General features: G+C 36.2%; 14 protein-coding genes. All 14 read right to left on the bottom strand.

The genetic code is table 11. The features are described from left to right. Positions 1-93 precede the first annotated feature (93 nt). Complete coding sequence (locus B9Y54_RS07395) at positions 94-456, bottom strand: Na-translocating system protein MpsC family protein (RefSeq protein ID WP_085559667.1); 363 nt, start codon at positions 454-456, stop codon at positions 94-96. Between the two features lie 270 nt (positions 457-726). Further along, positions 727-2,103 carry a 23S rRNA (uracil(1939)-C(5))-methyltransferase RlmD gene (rlmD, locus tag B9Y54_RS07390; protein WP_085559666.1) on the bottom strand — a complete coding sequence of 459 codons (1,377 nt, stop codon included), beginning with the start codon at positions 2,101-2,103 and terminating at the stop codon, positions 727-729. Between the two features lie 361 nt (positions 2,104-2,464). Further along, a complete protein-coding gene (locus tag B9Y54_RS07385; protein ID WP_085559665.1) occupies positions 2,465-3,484 on the bottom strand; it encodes a diacylglycerol kinase in 1,020 nt (339 codons plus the stop codon). A gap of 29 nt (positions 3,485-3,513) precedes the next feature. Then, positions 3,514-4,944: an Asp-tRNA(Asn)/Glu-tRNA(Gln) amidotransferase subunit GatB gene (gatB, locus tag B9Y54_RS07380; protein ID WP_085559664.1), complete on the bottom strand. Its 1,431-nt coding sequence runs from the start codon at positions 4,942-4,944 to the stop codon at positions 3,514-3,516. 15 nt (positions 4,945-4,959) lie between these two features. Next, positions 4,960-6,411 (bottom strand): Asp-tRNA(Asn)/Glu-tRNA(Gln) amidotransferase subunit GatA, encoded by a 1,452-nt coding sequence (gene gatA / locus B9Y54_RS07375; protein WP_085559663.1) that lies wholly within the window; start codon positions 6,409-6,411, stop codon positions 4,960-4,962. A gap of 1 nt (position 6,412) precedes the next feature. Continuing rightward, entirely contained in the window at positions 6,413-6,721 is a 309-nt protein-coding gene (gatC, locus tag B9Y54_RS07370; protein WP_085559662.1) for an Asp-tRNA(Asn)/Glu-tRNA(Gln) amidotransferase subunit GatC, read from the bottom strand. Between the two features lie 261 nt (positions 6,722-6,982). Beyond that, the gene (locus B9Y54_RS07365) at positions 6,983-8,110 is read right to left on the bottom strand and encodes a CamS family sex pheromone protein (RefSeq protein ID WP_085559661.1); all 1,128 of its coding nucleotides are present in this window, start codon (positions 8,108-8,110) and stop codon (positions 6,983-6,985) included. After that, positions 8,103-10,133 (bottom strand): NAD-dependent DNA ligase LigA, encoded by a 2,031-nt coding sequence (gene ligA, locus B9Y54_RS07360; protein ID WP_085559660.1) that lies wholly within the window; start codon positions 10,131-10,133, stop codon positions 8,103-8,105. The genes B9Y54_RS07365 and ligA overlap by 8 nt, the downstream gene beginning before the upstream one ends. 116 nt (positions 10,134-10,249) lie before the next feature. Then, on the bottom strand, positions 10,250-12,514 hold the full coding sequence (gene pcrA, locus B9Y54_RS07355) for a DNA helicase PcrA (protein ID WP_090005032.1): 2,265 nt from the start codon (positions 12,512-12,514) through the stop codon (positions 10,250-10,252). 417 nt (positions 12,515-12,931) lie between these two features. Next, on the bottom strand, positions 12,932-13,585 hold the full coding sequence (locus B9Y54_RS07350; protein WP_085559659.1) for a GntR family transcriptional regulator: 654 nt from the start codon (positions 13,583-13,585) through the stop codon (positions 12,932-12,934). A gap of 108 nt (positions 13,586-13,693) precedes the next feature. After that, the gene (locus B9Y54_RS07345; RefSeq protein WP_085559658.1) at positions 13,694-14,590 is read right to left on the bottom strand and encodes a DMT family transporter; all 897 of its coding nucleotides are present in this window, start codon (positions 14,588-14,590) and stop codon (positions 13,694-13,696) included. Between the two features lie 111 nt (positions 14,591-14,701). After that, positions 14,702-15,994: an adenylosuccinate lyase gene (gene purB / locus B9Y54_RS07340; protein ID WP_085559657.1), complete on the bottom strand. Its 1,293-nt coding sequence runs from the start codon at positions 15,992-15,994 to the stop codon at positions 14,702-14,704. Positions 15,995-16,013: 19 nt separating this feature from the next. Continuing rightward, positions 16,014-17,135, bottom strand: coding sequence for a 5-(carboxyamino)imidazole ribonucleotide synthase (gene purK / locus B9Y54_RS07335; RefSeq protein ID WP_085559656.1), 1,122 nt, complete (start codon positions 17,133-17,135; stop codon positions 16,014-16,016). Positions 17,136-17,229: 94 nt separating this feature from the next. Then, positions 17,230-17,787: a DUF2179 domain-containing protein gene (locus tag B9Y54_RS07330; RefSeq protein ID WP_085559655.1), complete on the bottom strand. Its 558-nt coding sequence runs from the start codon at positions 17,785-17,787 to the stop codon at positions 17,230-17,232. Between the last annotated feature and the right edge of the window lie 46 nt (positions 17,788-17,833).

The raw sequence follows: 17,833 nt of genomic DNA, 5'->3' as shown, positions 1-17,833 counted from the left end.
AAAAAACCAATAATAAGAAGCCCTCTTAAGAGAACTTTTTACTATTGGGCTACTTTTGACTGGTCAAAGACCTTTCAATTCGTCTTCCAAGGCTTATTTTATTAGATTTTCTTCGATATTTCGATCTACCACGACTGCAATAATTCTTTCACCTGTCTTAGTACTGACATCTGAATAAGTGCTTATAATCTCAACATCAATAACAGACTTAATCGCTGCTTCTAATTCTTTACGTGCGCTTTCAAATAAGGCTGTTCTTACTTTTTTTATGAGCTCGACGCCATCCTTATTTTGAGCAAGATTTTTTTCTGAGATACTCAAAAATCCTGTAAGCCTAAAAATAATTAAATCCTGAAAAATAACTGTTCTAATTTTCTCTGGACCTCTTCCCATCTGTTCAATTTCAAACTTACTAATTGCTTCGCTTAATTTCGATTCAATTTGTCCTTTTGTCATGAAACTCCCCCTAAATCTATGCTAGATGATCGTAGTGGGCATTAATGAAACCCTAACTTTATCCAATAATATTTTAAAGTATAGCATACTGAATTTACAATAGCTAGTTTGGATTAATTTATTTTTTTCTACTTATTTGTCTAAGTGTTTGTATCTATTTTATAAAAAGAGAGCCTTCGTGCAGATTAACCATTCGTCTATAATAGGCGTAGGAAACACTGCTTTGAGAGCTCTTACTTTAAGGACTTTTCAGTCGTATTTATTTTTTTATTAGTTTTTTGTAAGAAGTGTGACAGACTCAACGTGACTTGTTTGTGGGAATAAGTCTACTGGTTGAATCTTTTCAGCAGTATAGCCACCTTCTATTAATAAAGCAACATCGCGTGCTAAAGTTGCTGGATTGCAACTCACGTAAATCATTTTAGCTGGTGCCATTTCGATAACGGCATCAATAAAGGCTTCTTCTAAGCCTTTACGAGGGGGATCTACAACAACTAAATCCGCCTTACGGCCTTGTTTACTCCACTCAACCATGACTTCTTCAGCCAATCCAGCTTCAAAAGTAACATTTTCAACGTTGTTTAATACCGCGTTAGCTCTTGCATTTTCAACTGCTGGTTCAATCGATTCAATTCCGTAAACGTGCTTAGCGTTATCGGCTAAAGTTAACGTGATTGTTCCGATTCCACTATAAGCATCAATGACTGTTTCTTCTCCTGTTAAAGCAGCAAAATCCAATATGACATTATATAATTTTTCTGTTTGTGTTGGGTTCACTTGGTAAAATGAACGGTGTGAAATTTCATACGTTTTTCCAAGTAATGTATCCGTATATTTATCTTCACCAAACAAGACAATCGCTTCTTCACCGAGAATCGTATTCGTACGAGTTGGGTTTACGTTTTGAACAATGCTGACTACTTCTGGCAATGCTTCTGTTAGGTCTGGAATAATTTTGCTTGCAGGGAATAATTTAGCTGTTCTTGTAACGAGGACAATCATCATTTCACCAGTGTAATAACCGCGGCGCACAATAATGTGACGCAAGTTCCCTGTATTGTCTTTTTCATTGTATGATTTAACGTTATACGTACGCATAATATCACGCACTTTAATAATAGCTTGATCAATTTTAGGATCTTGAATATAAAAATTCTCCATAGCAATTAAATCATGGCTGTTTTTACGGAAAAATCCTGTTGTTAGTTTTTCGCCAATTTTTCTAACTGGAACAGACGCTTTATTACGGTATCCCCAAGGTTCAGTCATCCCTTTTGTATCAAGAATTTTAACGTCAGAAACTTTTGCAATGCGTTTCATTACATTTTTAATTTGTTGTTTTTTGAAGCTCAATTGAGCTGGGTAGTGCATGTGTTGTAACGGTGTAATACCGGCACGTGTAAAATTTTCATCTTTCATTTCAACGCGATTTTGACTAGAAGTCAAGCGCTTCATGCTCTTAGCGTAACCAAATGATTTACCTGTTTTATGGATTTTAACTTCTATCTCTTCGCCAGGTAATGCATCTTCAATGAATAGCGGATAGCCATCTATTTTAGCTACACCCATTCCTTCGCGTGTTAAATCCTCAATTTTTACTGTGTGCTTTTCATTTTTTTGTACAGGTATAGTTTTATTACTTTTCATTTTTTAAAAAACTCCCTTCGTTTTTCAACGAGTATTTTATATTTTTTATCGATTGATTTTTTTGTCAGCGTGTTCTTTTGGATATCCTTTACTTTTTGTCATCCTTATTGAACTGGGAGTGTTCCTGACTCGACCGGTTTTGTTGGATGATGGATAAACTAATCCTATCTATCTCTTAAGATTGAAATTCAAATATCAGCTAGATAAGATTTTCAAAATAAAGCACTGCTAGTTGATAGCCATGTTTTATTTTTATTTTCTCTCTCTTCAGACTGGTTCATTAATGGTTCCATTTAAAAAAAGTTCGCTACTCTTCATTATTACACAAAAGAGTAGCAAACTCAAAGTTTACTTATTTTTTTTAAGAAACTTTTCCGTCTCCGTCAATGTCTTCTTGAGTTAATCCCTCTACTTCTTTAATAAAGGCTTCTTCTTCAGCATGGTCAAAGGCATAACCGGTCGCACTGACGTCTTCACTATTTGCGATAATTTCAATATGCTGATGCAAATTAATAAACGTAACCGGTGCATCTCCGCCATATTCGCCATCCAAATTAATCATCATTCTAGAATCATTAGCTGGTCTAGCATGAATTTTACTTGTTTTAGCATATAAAATATTCGGATGATCAATGTGTCTTCCGCCATTTAATAACAGCGCAACTAAGTGAAGAATCTCAATTTGACTCGCCGTTTTAACAACAATCATGGTGAATTTCCCATCATCTAGTAAGGCATCTGGTGCGATTTGTTCAAATCCACCTACTGAATTAGTTAGTGCAATGAAAAACATTGAAGCTGTTCCTTCATAAATGCCTTCATCGTATTCAATGTGCATTGGAATAGGTTTAATTCGCGGCAACATTTCAGCACCTTTAACAAAGTAAGCCAATGAGCCAAAAACAGATTTTAGCGTAGAGGGGACGTCATAGGTTAATTCCGTCAAAAGACCTCCACCACCAATATTAATAAAATAAGTTTCTTTCTCGTCCATGATGGCTTTACCAACGTCCATTTTAATGGTTTCTTTCTTTTGCACTAACTTAGCCGCATCAAGCAAGTTGTTTCTTGGGATATGCAAAGCTCGCGCATAGTCATTTGTCGTCCCAGCGGGGATGATGGCTATTTTCGGTCTTTTCTCCAATTCAGCGATTCCATTCACAACTTCATTAATGGTTCCGTCTCCACCTGCAGCAATGATTAAATCAAAGCCTGCTTTAGCTGCTCTGTTTGCTTCATCTAGTGCTGAATGTTTTTTTGGTGTTGTTTCAAAAACACTGGTCTCATACCCGGCGTTTTCATAAATTTGAAGAATATCTACTAAATTTTTTTTAATTAGCTCTCGTCCCGCCGATGGATTATAAATAATTCTGGCACGCATAAAAACACTCCTTTACTACCAACAAAGGTTTAGCGTTTAGCTAACTCTTCATTCAATAGTTTGTTTACAATCCCTGGATTAGCTTGTCCTTTAGTTGCTTTCATAATTTGTCCAACTAAGAAACCGATTGCCCGATCTTTTCCATTTTTAAAATCTTCAATTGATTGAGGATTTTTATCTAATATATCGTTTACTATTGGAATTAATTTTGATGGATCACTTAATTGAATCCAACCATTTTTTTCCACAACTTCTTGAGCGCTGCCGCCTTTTTGAATCAATTCTTGGAAGACTTTTTTAGCTATCTTAGAACTAATTGTTCCATCGGTAATTAGACTAATCATACCAGCTAAGTTTTCTGGTGTTAATTTTGTATCGCGTAACTCTATTTTTTCGCTGTTTACATAAGCTGAAACTTCGCCCATTAACCAGTTAGAAACTTGTTTGGTATCGGCTTTATTGGCTAACGTTGCTTCGAAGAAATCAGACATTTCTTTTGTTGCTGTCATGACCATTGCATCGTAATCAGATAATCCTAATTCTTTTACATAGCGAATGCGGCGTTGTGCTGGCATTTCTGGAATACTCTTTTTAACCTTTTCAATCCACTCGTCACTGATTACTAGATTAGGTAGGTCAGGTTCTGGGAAGTAACGGTAATCATCTGAACCTTCTTTAATTCTCATTAAGATGGTTGCTCCTGTTGCTTCATCGTAACGACGCGTTTCTTGTTGAATGATTCCACCAGACAATAAAACTTTTTCTTGGCGAACTTCTTCAAATGCTAGTCCACGACGCACAAAGTTAAAGGAGTTCAGATTTTTCAATTCGGCTTTCGTACCGAAATTGTCTTGTCCAATTGGGCGTAGAGAAACGTTCGCATCGCAACGCATTGAGCCTTCTTCCATCTTCACATCACTGACTCCAGTGTATTGGACGATCTGTTTAAGCGCTTCTAAGTAAGCATAGGCTTCTTCTGGTGAACGCATATCTGCTTCAGATACGATTTCAATCAGTGGTGTTCCTTGACGGTTTAAGTCGACGTAAGAATAGCCGTCTGTTCCGTGGTTATTTTTACCGGCATCTTCTTCTAAATGAACGCGTTCAACACGAATACGTTTTTTCACACCTTCGACTTCAATATCAATGTACCCATCGTGTCCAATTGGTTTATCAAATTGTGAAATTTGGTAAGATTTTGGATTATCTGGGTAGAAATAGTTTTTGCGATCGAATTTTGTATCTGTTGAAATCTCGCAATTTAAGGCTATCGCAGCCTTCATTGCAAACTCAACAGCTTGTTTATTGGTAACCGGTAAGACTCCTGGGTAACCCCAGTCAATGACGTTTGTATTGGTATTCGGCTCTGCACCAAAATGTGCTGGGGATGGTGAGAACATTTTTGATTCTGTTTTTAATTCTACGTGTACTTCAAGTCCGATGACTGTTTCAAAATTCATGTTTATTCTCGCCTCCTACAAATTTGGTTTTTCTTTATGAAAATCAGTTGCTTGCTCAAATGCATAAGCTGCTTGGTAAATCGTTTTTTCATCAAAGTGTTTTGCAATCAATTGCAGCCCAACTGGTAGCCCATTTGAAAAACCTGCAGGAATAGAGATAGCTGGAACGCCTGCTAAATTTGCAGGAACGGTTAAGATATCACTTAAATACATCGCTACTGGATCATGTACTTGTCCACCAATGTTAAACGCTGTTTTTGTGGTCGTTGGTCCTAAGATTAAATCATAGCCCTCGAATACTTTTTCAAAATCACGGCGGATTAATGTCCGTGTTTGGCCAGCTTTTTTAAAGTGAGCATCGTAAAAACCGGAGCTCAACGAGAATGTTCCAAGCATGATGCGACGTTTTACTTCCATACCAAAACCTTCAGAACGTGATTTCACGTAAACTTCTTCTAGTGTTTTAGCTTCTGGTGAACGGTAACCATAACGAATACCATCAAATCGTTGCAAGTTTGATGATGCTTCAGAGGATGCAATAATGTAATAAGCAGGAACACCATATTTTGAATGTGGCAAACTGACTTCTTCTACAATTGCGCCTAATTCTTTAAAAGTTTCAATGGCTTTAAGAACCGCTTCTCTTACACCAGCTTCTAAGCCTTCTTGCAAGTACTCTTTTGGTACCCCTATCTTCATGCCTTTTACGCCAGCTTCAATCCCTTCTGTAAAATCAGGAGTTGCTTCATTGTAACTCATTGAATCTTTTTCATCGTATCCACTAATCGTATTTAAGACAAGTGCATTGTCTTTAACCGTACGAGTCAATGGTCCGATTTGATCCAAACTTGATGCAAAAGCAATCAGCCCAAAACGTGAGACACGACCGTAAGTTGGTTTCATGCCAACGATTCCAGTAAATGCTGCTGGTTGGCGAATAGATCCACCTGTATCTGTTCCTAAAGTCATTGGAACTTGCCCGGCAGCAACCGCTGAGGCTGATCCACCTGAAGAACCACCAGGAACTTTAGCTAAATTCCAAGGATTACGAGTAATTTTATACGCTGACGTCTCTGTACTTCCCCCCATAGCAAATTCATCCATATTTAGTTTCCCAACTGAAATCATTCCTGCATCGGTTACTTTTTCCATAACAGTCGCATCATAGACGGGTATAAAATCTTCTAACATTTTACTCGCTGCTGTTGTTAGAGTGCCTTTTGTTACGATATTGTCTTTGATACCAATTGGCAATCCTGACAAGATATTCGAAGGATTAATACCAGCCGCATCCATCTCGCGGGCTTTTTCTAAAGCCTCTTCTTCAGTTAACGTAATAAATGAGCCGATTTTATCTTCTGTTTCAGCAATTCGTGCATAAACAGCTTTCATAATCGCTTCAGCTGTTGTTTCTTTATCTACTAATAATTGATGCAACTCTTCTAAAGTATGATCTAATACAGTCATTCTATGCTCCAGCCTCCCCGTTATCTATCATTGCGGGAACTTTAATTAACCCATCTTGTTGAGTTTTAACATTCTTAAATAATTCATCGCGGTCCATTCCTGGTGTTGCGATATCCTTACGCATGACACTAGATACTTTTAAACCATGTGTTGTGACAGGTATATCTTTTGTGTCTAGTTCATCTAATTGCTCAACCATCGTAATAATGTCATCTATTTGTTTTGTGAAGCTTGCGATCTCTTCTTCTTGAAATTCTAACTTCGATAATAAAGCAACGTGTTTCACTTCGTTTACATCAATATTTGTCATTTTAGGTTTCAACTCTCTTTCTATCTATCCTATTGCTTAAAACTTCTTTTCTATTCTACCACAAAGTCTCTTTAGCCTCTATACGAAAGAGAGCAGGTGTCTTTTTATTGTGTATCTTTCAGAGCTGAGCAGAGTTCTTCGCATCTTTTTTAATTGAGCTACGAACAACTGCTTCTCGAAAAAAAGATAAAAATGCTTGAAACCAAAGTTTTCTTCAATTTTTTTGTTTTCTTGTCGAAGCAAACCGTTGTTCTTCGCGTCTTAATTGAATACGTGTGTGATGAATGTTGTTTCGCCTGTTTTTCTGGCCATAAATGATTCGGTTCCATTTATGGATCCGATTGTAATTTCTATTGGTATGTTAGGTGGTAAGAATGTTGCAGCTTTTTCTGCAACGTATTGTGTAAACCCAATGATTTCACTTTCTCCGTAAAATTGAGTCACGATATCTACTTTCATTTTCACAAGTTGGTCATTTGTGTAACTAGCCTCAGCTGTTACGCCGCTTAGATTAGGGAAAAAATACTCAACTTCTGATTTAAAGTTTTCAAAGTTCGTTAATTCGTTACTTGTCTTATCTACTAAAGGAAAAACAACTTTTTCTTGATTCAGTACTTCCCATTCTCCGACTCTCGTATCGCCTTTTTCACTAATAGCTTCTGCAATAAAACTGCCACCCGCTAAGCTATCTTTAGGAGATTGTTCAAAAATACCAACTGCAATTGGAATGTCTCCAACACCTTCTGTTTCGCGTAATCGTTGAACAATTTTATTAGCCATTTCCTGACCTTGTTTTAACAGCTCATCACGGCTAATTTTTGTTTCATAGTCTGCTCCGAAGGCAACTTTTTGGTAATAATCAATGGCGTTCATCGACAAACCGATACTAATACCGCCTAATGAAAATTTATCGCCTTTTTTCACCATATAATTTTGCTCTAAAACAGAATTTAAGTAATCAGGAGTACGTTCATTCGGTTCTTTTTTTCCATTATCTGCTGGATTCAAGCCATCTGGGTTTTCTTCACTAACTCTTCTTAACCATTTGTTAGCTGTCGTACTATCGATATATTGTCCTTCTTGGAAATAATAATCCTCTGTACTAAAGTGTAATTGAGACAAACTCATTAAGCCTGTTTCGAAAGCTTTTAAATTGAAATTTGAATTCAAACCTAGCGTAGAACCTCTTGTTTTACTAACTTGATAGCTACCGTTGGTTATCACTGTTTTATAATAATCATCTGATAATTGATTATTGGTCGTTGATGTTGTGTCTGCTTTTCCTGGAGTACCTACAGTATTTCCGCTTGAATCTTCACCTGTAGGATCACTGCAAGCACTCAATAAAAAAACAGTAGCAGCCAATGTTGCAATGATTTTTTTATTCATTTTCTTCTCCTTCTAATGCTTTCAATAGTTGGTTTTCATCCCAAATAGTAATATCAAATTTTTGTGCTTTATCTAATTTACTGCCTGCTTCTTCGCCAGCAACTAAGAGATTCGTTTTTTTAGAAACACTTCCTGTTACTTTTCCACCTAGATTTTCAATACGAGCTTTAGCTTCTTCACGAGTAAAATGAGTTAATTTACCGGTTAAGACAACTGTTTTACCATTGAAGTAAGAATCATTTTGAGCGACCTCTGCTTTTTTCTTACCTAAATAAACTAAATTCACTTCACAAGATTGCAATTCATTTATCAGCTCACCCACTTCTGGTAATGAAAAATAGGTCACAAAACTTTCAGCGATAATTTCTCCAATACCATCAATAGCAATGATTTCTTCTTGTTTAGCCGCTTGAATTCTTTCAATCGTTTCAAAATGTTCCGCGATTTGCTTAGCCGCTTTTGCTCCGACATGTCTAATACCTAAACCGAATAATAGACGTTCTAATGAATTGCTGCGGCTAGCGTCAATCGCTTTTAGTAAATTATTAGCTGCTTTGTCTTTAATTTTATCTAATGTTAGCAATTGATCATATGTTACTTTGTATAAATCAGCTACATCGTGAACCAAATCTTTTTCAAATAACTGAATGATCACTTTTGGTCCCATTCCGTCAATATTCATCGCATTGCGTGAGGCAAAATGCGCTAAGCCCTCGGTTATTTGAGCGGGACATTTAGGGTTAATACAGCGTAAAGCTACTTCTTCTTCCAAATGGACTAACTCACTTTTACAGGCTGGACAATGAGTTGGAATAACGTAGCTATCACTATCTGTTGGTCTTTCCTCTAAAACAACACGGGTTACTTCAGGAATGATGTCTCCTGCTTTATGAATAACAACAGTATCCAACAAACGAATATCTCGTTCTTTTATCAAATCAACATTGTGTAAACTAGCCCGTCTGACCGTAGTACCTGCTAATAAAATTGGATCCATAATGGCGGTCGGCGTTACAACACCGGTTCTACCTATCGTCCATTCGATATCACGAATCACTGTTGTTCCTTCTTCTGCTTTAAATTTATAAGCAATTGCCCATCGAGGTGCTTTTACGGTATAACCGATTTCTCCTTGTGCCTCAAACTCATTTACTTTGATTACGATACCATCGATTTCATAAGGTAATTGGGTTCGTTTATCGAGAAAAGATTGAATATATGCCCACACTTCTTCAATTGTTTCACAGACTTTACGCTCATGATTGGTCCGGATTCCTAATTCATCTAATTCTTTTAAAGCGTCTTCTTGACTATTGGCTGTCATTTCGCCAAAATCTGCAACGGTATAGAAAAAAGTACTTAGATTCCGTTTAGCTGTTTCTTTAGCATCTAAATTGCGTAAACCACCTGCTGCAGCATTCCTAGGATTAGCAAAAACCGCTTCACCATTTTCTTCTCTTTCTTCATTTAAAACTACAAAAGATGATTTAGGCATATAACATTCCCCACGAACCTCAATAGTATAAGGCTTCTTTAACCTTAAGGGAACGGATTTTACTGTACGGATATTTTGAGTAACATTTTCACCAATGGTTCCATTTCCCCGAGTAGCTGCCAAAACTAATTTTCCAGCTTTGTATTTTAGTGCAATAGCTAAGCCATCAATTTTCAGTTCACAAATATAACTAAAGGGTTTATCTGTTAATTTTTTAATGCGGTTATCAAATTCAATCAAATCATTTTCATCAAAGGCATTACCCAAACTAAGCATCGGAATATCGTGGACGACTTTTTCAAAGCCTGATGAAATAGTACCACCTACTCGTTGAGTCGGAGAATCATTAGAGACTAGATTTGGAAATTGCTCTTCTAATTCAACAAGCTCCTTATACAACCTATCGTAATCTGCATCTGAAATGACTGATTTATCTTGAACATAATAGTGGTAACCATATTTATCAAGTAAGTCTCTTAAATCACTAACTCTTTTTTTTGCTTCTTCGAAAGTTTGGTTAATGGACATTTGAAAGCTCCTTTCTGCTTTAGATCTTAATTGAGCTTTACACTCTAGTCATTCGGAAAAATGATAAATAACTTTGAGGATAAGAAACATCCTCTTTGTTATTTCCTATTTTTCTTTCATGACTGGTCAGAGTGTTCAGCATCTTGTTTTTCTATTGGTACGAATGCAGCTAATAATCTTTTGATTCCTTGTTCTTTGAAAGCTATATCTAGTTGTAAGTTGTCGGTGTCGCCGGTTACTTTAACGACTGTTCCAATGCCCCATTTTTTGTGTACAGCTTTATCGCCGGTACTCCAAGCTAATTTATCAGCGCCACTTTCTTTTTTATCACTAACTGGTGATTGATAAGGTGTACTTGCAGCTTTTTCTGCTTGATTGGTTCGATAAGGTGTTGAGCTAATTGAGCGACTAAAATTTGTTGTATAGGTGTTTCCAGCTTGATTATTGCCTAATTCAATGACTTCTTCAGATATTTCTCTAATAAAACGGGAAGCCTGGTTGCTTTGCATTTTCCCATACAATACTCGTGAATACGCATTAGTGATGTACAGTTTTTTCTCAGCACGAGTGATACCAACATAAGCTAAGCGACGTTCTTCTTCTAGGTCGTCTTCTTCCATCATCGAACGAGAAAGTGGGAATATTCCTTCTTCTAAACCAATCAAAAATACGATTGGAAACTCCAACCCTTTAGCTGCATGCAAGGTCATCAAGGTTACTTCACTTTGTGGTTCTTCTTCGATATTATCTAAATCTGATATCAAGGCTAAATCAGTTAAAAAAGTTAGTAAGCTTTTATCTTCACCATTATCTTTTTCAAATTGTTGGGTAACCGATAAGAACTCTTTAATATTCTCAACACGTGTTTCAGACTCAAGTGTTCGTTCCAACTCTAAGCTTTTCAAATAACCACTGCGGTCAAGAACTTCCTCTACTAATTTAGTTACTGGCAAGTATTCTTGCATTTGTTGCAAGTCACGCATCATGAAGGCAAATCCTTCAAGTTCGCCTGCCGCTTTACCTTTAATATTGGTAATTGAAACGTTCAAGGCTGCTTCTAATAAAGACCAGTCGTATTCATTAGCAAAACTTCTTAATTTTTCAATTGTACCAGGGCCAATTCCTCGCTTAGGAGTGTTAACGACTCTTTCAAAACTCATATTGTCTTCTGGGTTAGCTAATAAACGCAAATAAGCTAACACGTCACGAATTTCTTTGCGGTCATAGAACTTGTGCCCGCCAACCATTTTATAAGGAATATTGGATTTCAATAAATTTTCCTCAATAACACGTGACTGAGCATTTGTCCGATACAATACAGCGAAATCGCCATAGTTATAATTGGCTGCCTTCATTTCTTCCAATATTTTTGAGACAACGTATCTTGATTCGTCTCCTTCAGATTGACCACGGTAATAAGTAATTTTATTGCCCTCATCATTTTCTGTCCAAAGTTTTTTGACTTTGCGTTTATTATTATTTGCAATGACATCATTCGCTGCTTTCAAAATAAACTTGGTTGAGCGGTAGTTTTGTTCAAGCATCACTACTTTTGCATCTGGGTAATCCTTTTCAAAATCTAAAATATTATCCATATTCGCACCACGCCAACCATAGATACTTTGGTCTGCATCTCCAACCACACACAAGTTTTTAAAGCGTTTCGCCATCATATTAACCAATGTATATTGTGCTGTATTGGTATCTTGATATTCATCGACATGAATGTAATGAAATTTATTTTGATAATAATCCAACGTTTCTTGGCTTTCTTGGAATAGACGAATCGTTAGCATAATTAAGTCGTCAAAATCGACTGATTGGTTACGACGTAATTCACGTTGGTAGTCGTCATAACAATCCGCTACGATTTTTTCAAAAAAACTATTTGCTGAATTACGGTACTCTTTTGCATTCATTAATTCATTTTTTGCGTTACTGATTTCAGAAAGAATCGCTCTTGGATTGTATTTTTTTGGATCAATATTTTGCTCTTTTAAAATCCGTTTCATTAGGGTTTGCTGATCGCTTGGATCACTGATTGTAAAAGCTTTGTTGTATCCAATCCGGTCGATATCACGGCGCAACATACGCACACACATGGAGTGGAACGTTGAAACCCAGACACTATCTCCACCTGTTTCCATCAAACGACCAACGCGTTCTTTCATTTCTTTAGCGGCCTTATTCGTAAAGGTTATGGCTAATATATTCCATGGATTTACGCCTTTTTCATCAATTAAATAAGCAATGCGATGCGTTAACACACGCGTCTTTCCACTGCCTGCTCCTGCCATAATTAAAAGAGGACCTTCTGTATAAGCTACGGCTTCCTTTTGTCCTGGGTTCATACCCTCTAACAAGTTGTTTTGTATTGCCAAAATTTGTCCATCCTCTCTTTGTATCAAACTCAATCGTCTAATCATTTCATCTTTATTTCTTCTTTTTATTTTATAAAAGAAAATGAATTTTTGCATAAGTTTCCATTACCCATTTTACCACAGATTGGCCTAAATCGAGAAATGAATAAAAGATTTAATTGAAAAGATAAAAACCAAACACTCCTTGTTTAAGTCAGACTAGGCTATTGAATAATCTAACTTGCCTTATTTATATTTTATGCCTGTTATAAAATAAATTAGATGATAAAATAACTCAATAAGATAAGAAACTAGAACCACTTTTTTAGAGTTCATCTTGTTTCTTATCTTATTGAGTTGGTTCATTCAATCTATTTAATTTTTCTTATTCATTTTGTCTGACTCTATCTGTTAGGCAGTAAAAAAAACTGAAGCTCTTTAATTCTGTCCATTGTGAATAATATTAAGTGTTAGCTGATTGATTAAAATACGAACTTGCTTACGAGCTAAAGGATGGTCCCCTACTTTTAAGTAAGCTACTATTTTTTCATAATGGGCTATTTTTACATCACGGTTTTTTTTCATTAGCAAGAGGTATTCTGGGTTGTTTTGTGTTTGTATTTCACGAATTGTATCCATCATTAATCTAACAAAATAATTATTTTTATTATAAACTAGTATTTTATAAATCAACTGGGCTTCTAAATTTAAAAATTCCTTTTCTGAATCATTGAGGTGTTTTTTTAGAAAGACTAATTTTTCTTCAACTTGTGAGCAGTCAAATATAATTTCTTTTATTTGGAGGTAATGAAAATAATTGATGAGAGTCATTTCAATGAACTCTAATCTTTCTTGTGCACCACGAGATTCGATTTTTTGTTCTCTAACACGTGCACCTTTATAGACTTCAACCTCTAGGAAGCCCTCTTTTTGAAGTTGCTGAAAAGCTTGACGGATAGGCGTACGACTAATATTCAATTCTTTAGATAAGCCTAACTCAGTAATACGAGTTTGAGGCATCCATTGCCTCGTATCGATTTTTTCTTTTATGTATTGATAAGCCAATTCATCTAATTTTTTTGGTTTAGCCATAATTTTATCCACCTATCGTCAGTTTCTTTAATTGACCTCTATCCTTCAATAATAAAGACTTCATCTTGTACATACAAGTATAGTATCTTTTCATAAAGTTTTTTTCAATCAGTTTTTCAATGAACGAGTTGTTTTCATTTTTTCAACTACTCCACTTTCACTTAAAAATGCTGCTGCTAGGATAAAGAACCCACCGATCAGTTGGATGGGTGTCATGCGCTCATTTAAAAATATGGTTGATAAAAAAACAGCTGAAATAGGATCAATATAACTTAAAATAGCCATCGTCTGGCCTTTTAAAACTTGCATCGCTGAAAAGTATAAAGCATAAGCTACCCCAGTATGAACAATACCTAAAAATAATAAATAAACCAAAGACGTGCTAGAGACGGTTACAATATTGAACCCTTCTTTTAAGAAAACATAGGGTGCTAATACTAGAGAAGCCGTCATCAATTGGACAATCGTAGTTTCTAAACTAGCAATATTTTTCAAAAACTTCGTCGCTAAAATCACACTCGCATACAATAAGGCTGCACCGATACCATAGGTAATTCCTAAAGAATGATTGTATCCTAGTCCATTTGATGTGCCTTTTTCTACAATAAAATACATACCAATTAATGCTAAAAAAATTGCTCCTATTTTTAATTTAGTCAGTTTTTCGTTTAAAATAAAAGGAGAAGCTAAAACAACAAATAAAGGGGCCATATAATAGCTTAATGTTGCGTTCGAAATGGTCGTGTAGCGGTAAGCTTCAAATAATAAAATCCAATTTAATCCAATAGCTGTCCCTGAATAAAAAAGAATTTTAGCATTCTCTTTAATTTTTCCCCAAGATAAGGTCTTTTTATTAAAAAACAAGATTAGCAAAAGGAAGGTACTTCCAAAAAAACCACGGTAAAGGGCTATTTCACTTGAAGTTAAGTCAATATTTTTAACAAACAGTCCAATTGTTCCGAAGATCAACATGGTCGTAATGACTTTCATTTTTGCTTTCGTCATTCCTTTTCCTCCTTATTGCAGTTTAATGATACAAATAGAAATGGCTTAGGCACATTTTATTGATAGCCTGCCTATGCCATTTCTATTTACTCTTTTATCTTTTTTTATTTTTTAAAGTCCAACTCTATCGAAGAGGACATCTACATTTTTCAAATGATACCGGTAATCGAACGCATCATCTAGTTCAGCCAGTGTCATAAGAGACATAATTTCAGCATCTCCTTCGATTAAATTACGGAAAGGAATCTGGCTTTCCCAAGAAAGAGCTGTTTTAGGTTGAACGAGATCATAAGCTTTTTCACGGCTCATGCCCTTATCAATTAACTTTAGTAAAACACGTTGGCTATAAATTAAGCCATAAGTAGCTTTCATATTACGCTGCATATTTTCAGGGTAAACAGTCAAGTTTTTCATAATACTACCAAATCGATTAAGAATGTAATCTAACAAAATAGTGGAGTCTGGTAAAATGATTCGCTCAGCTGAAGAATGTGAAATGTCTCGCTCGTGCCATAAGACCACATTATCATATGCTGTAACCATATGACCTCTGATTACCCGTGCTAATCCCGTGACGTTCTCAGAACCGATTGGATTGCGCTTGTGTGGCATGGCAGAGGATCCTTTTTGGCCTTTAGCAAAAAACTCTTCTACCTCTCGTGTTTCTGATTTTTGAAGACCGCGAATTTCAGTTGCGAATTTTTCAATACTCGTTGCTATTAAAGCGAGTGTTGCCATGTATTCTGCATGTAAATCACGCGGCAAAATTTGTGTAGAAATCTCTTGTGGTCGAAGGCCTAACTTTTCACAAACGTATTTCTCAACAGCTGGTGGCGTATGGGCAAACGTTCCAACTGCTCCACTGATTTTTCCTGCTTCTATTCCGTTTGCTGCATGCTCAAACCGTTCGATATTGCGTTTCATTTCTGAATACCAAAGCGCCAATTTCAAACCGAAAGTCGTTGGTTCAGCATGGACACCATGTGTTCTTCCCATCATGACCGTGTATTTATGCTCGTTTGCTTTCTCGGCAAGAATAACCAAAAAATCCGTTAAATCTTTTCGTAATAAGGCGTTTACTTGCTTTAATTGGTAGCCATAAGCCGTATCAACAACATCGGTGCTGGTTAGACCGTAATGAATCCATTTGCGCTCCTCACCAAGTGACTCGGATACCGCGCGAGTAAACGCAACGACGTCATGGCGAGTTTCTTCTTCAATTTCTAAAATCCGTTCTACTTTAAAGCTTGCATTTGCTCTTATTTTTTCAGCTTCTTCGGTAGCTATATCGCCACGTTCGGCCCATGCTTCCACTGCTAATATTTCTACTTCTAACCATGTATTGTAGCGATTTTCGTCTGTCCATAATTGGCCCATTTCACTTCTTGTGTAGCGTTCAATCATCTACTTCGTACTCCCTTTTTTAAATCCAGATTCCTGTATCATGTATATTTTCAAGTGTCTTATCGACATCTTTTGTCAAAATAGTAATATGGCCCATGATTCTACTTACTCTTGCTTCATTTTTTCCATAATAATGAAAATGCCAATTTGGTTTCAATTGGATTTGCCATTCTACACTTTTCATTTGTTCTCCAAAAATCGTGACAGAAACAGCGTCCGAAAGTAAAGTGATCTCTGGTAAAGGCCAACCACAAATTGCTCTAATATGGGTTTCAAATTGAGATGTCGAGCAAGCATCAATACTATAATTTGCTGAACCATGAGGGTGTGAAACCAATTCACTTACGTATAAAGCACCAGAGGAAGTCAGGAATAGTTCTATTCCCAATGTACCTACTAAATCCAAGCCCTCCGCTATAGTCTGACTAATGCGTTTGACTTCTTGAGTTACTTCTTTTGAAACTCTCGCTGGCACAATTGCTTCTTCTAAAAGATTGTCACGATGAACAATTTCAGCGGTTGGAAATACAGACATATCACCTGCAGCGTTTCTCGAAATCACTATCGATAATTCTCGTTCAAATGGGATCCACGCTTCTAAAATACAAGTCCCTCTTTTTAAAAAAGATTCACATTTTAAAATATCCTCTTCTCCATAAAGAATTCGTTGGCCTTTTTCTCCGTTTTCGTCATAGACTGTTTTTAACACACTCGGAAAACCGATTGAACTAGCGGCTATCTTAATATCTTCTAACGTTAAAATCATCTCATAAGGGGCTAAGTTAATCTTATTCATTTCTAAATAAGCTTTTTCTAATATCCGATCTTGAGCAATAGCTAACAATACGCCTCCTTGTGGCACAGCGACTGTTTTACTTAGTCCTTCCATTTTGCTCGCATCAATATTTTCAAATTCATAGGTCACAACATCACACTTCATCGCAAAATCCATTAATGCCTCTTGCTCGTCACAAGTAGCCACGATTTGCCAATCTGCTACTTGTGCAGCTGGACAATTTTTTTCAGGATGCAAGATACCAACCCTGTACCCCATTTGTTTTGCAGCTAATGCCATCATCCTTCCTAAATGATCTCCACCAATAATGCCAATCGTTTTCCCAGGATTAATTATATTCGGCAACTGCCTCACTACCTTTTCGCTCATTTTTTTCTTTATTAGTTTAACAGTTAACTTAAAAACTGTCATGATTTATTACTAAATACTGGTATCTTTTTTAAAGTTCTCCTCGTTGTTTTAATGCGTTCCTTCTTTTTTTAACTTTCTTGGTCCAAAAACCACCACTGATATATTTAGGTTCATAAGAAATAACAAAAGCTTTAGATTCTATTTCACTAATTTGTTTGTATAATTTCCTTTCCGATTTGCGAGTAGTCAATATCTCTAACACTAACCGATCGCCTTCTTTACCCAAAGCATAACTCGTTGTGACACCATAGCCTAAATCTCGTAAAGCTTCAGCAATTTCACTTTTTACATCAGGTACGATAGCCGTTACCATAATATGTCCCAGTGCCAAGTACTCTTCAATTTGGATTCCAACAGCAATCCCAACACCATAGCCGAGTGCATAAGCCGCAATATTCAAAAAATTATCTAGTCGATCGAGAACCAATCCTAACCCGACAATATAAATAGTAATTTCAACCATTGAAACAAGAGGGGCAATCAGTCGATACCCTTTCATAGTCAGCATAAATCGAATCGTATTTAATGCTACATATGCTAAATTAATGATAAATATAAGGCCTAAAAATTGAAAATTTGTATCCATTCTAAAAATCCCCGATCTGTTAATAAGATAGTCTATTTCTTTATAA

It is taken from the genome of Carnobacterium iners (genome assembly GCF_900177385.1).
Classification (GTDB): domain Bacteria; phylum Bacillota; class Bacilli; order Lactobacillales; family Carnobacteriaceae; genus Carnobacterium_A; species Carnobacterium_A iners.
The sequence above is the reverse complement of the archived record's forward strand: the minus strand, read 5'-3'. Positions and strand labels throughout refer to the sequence as shown.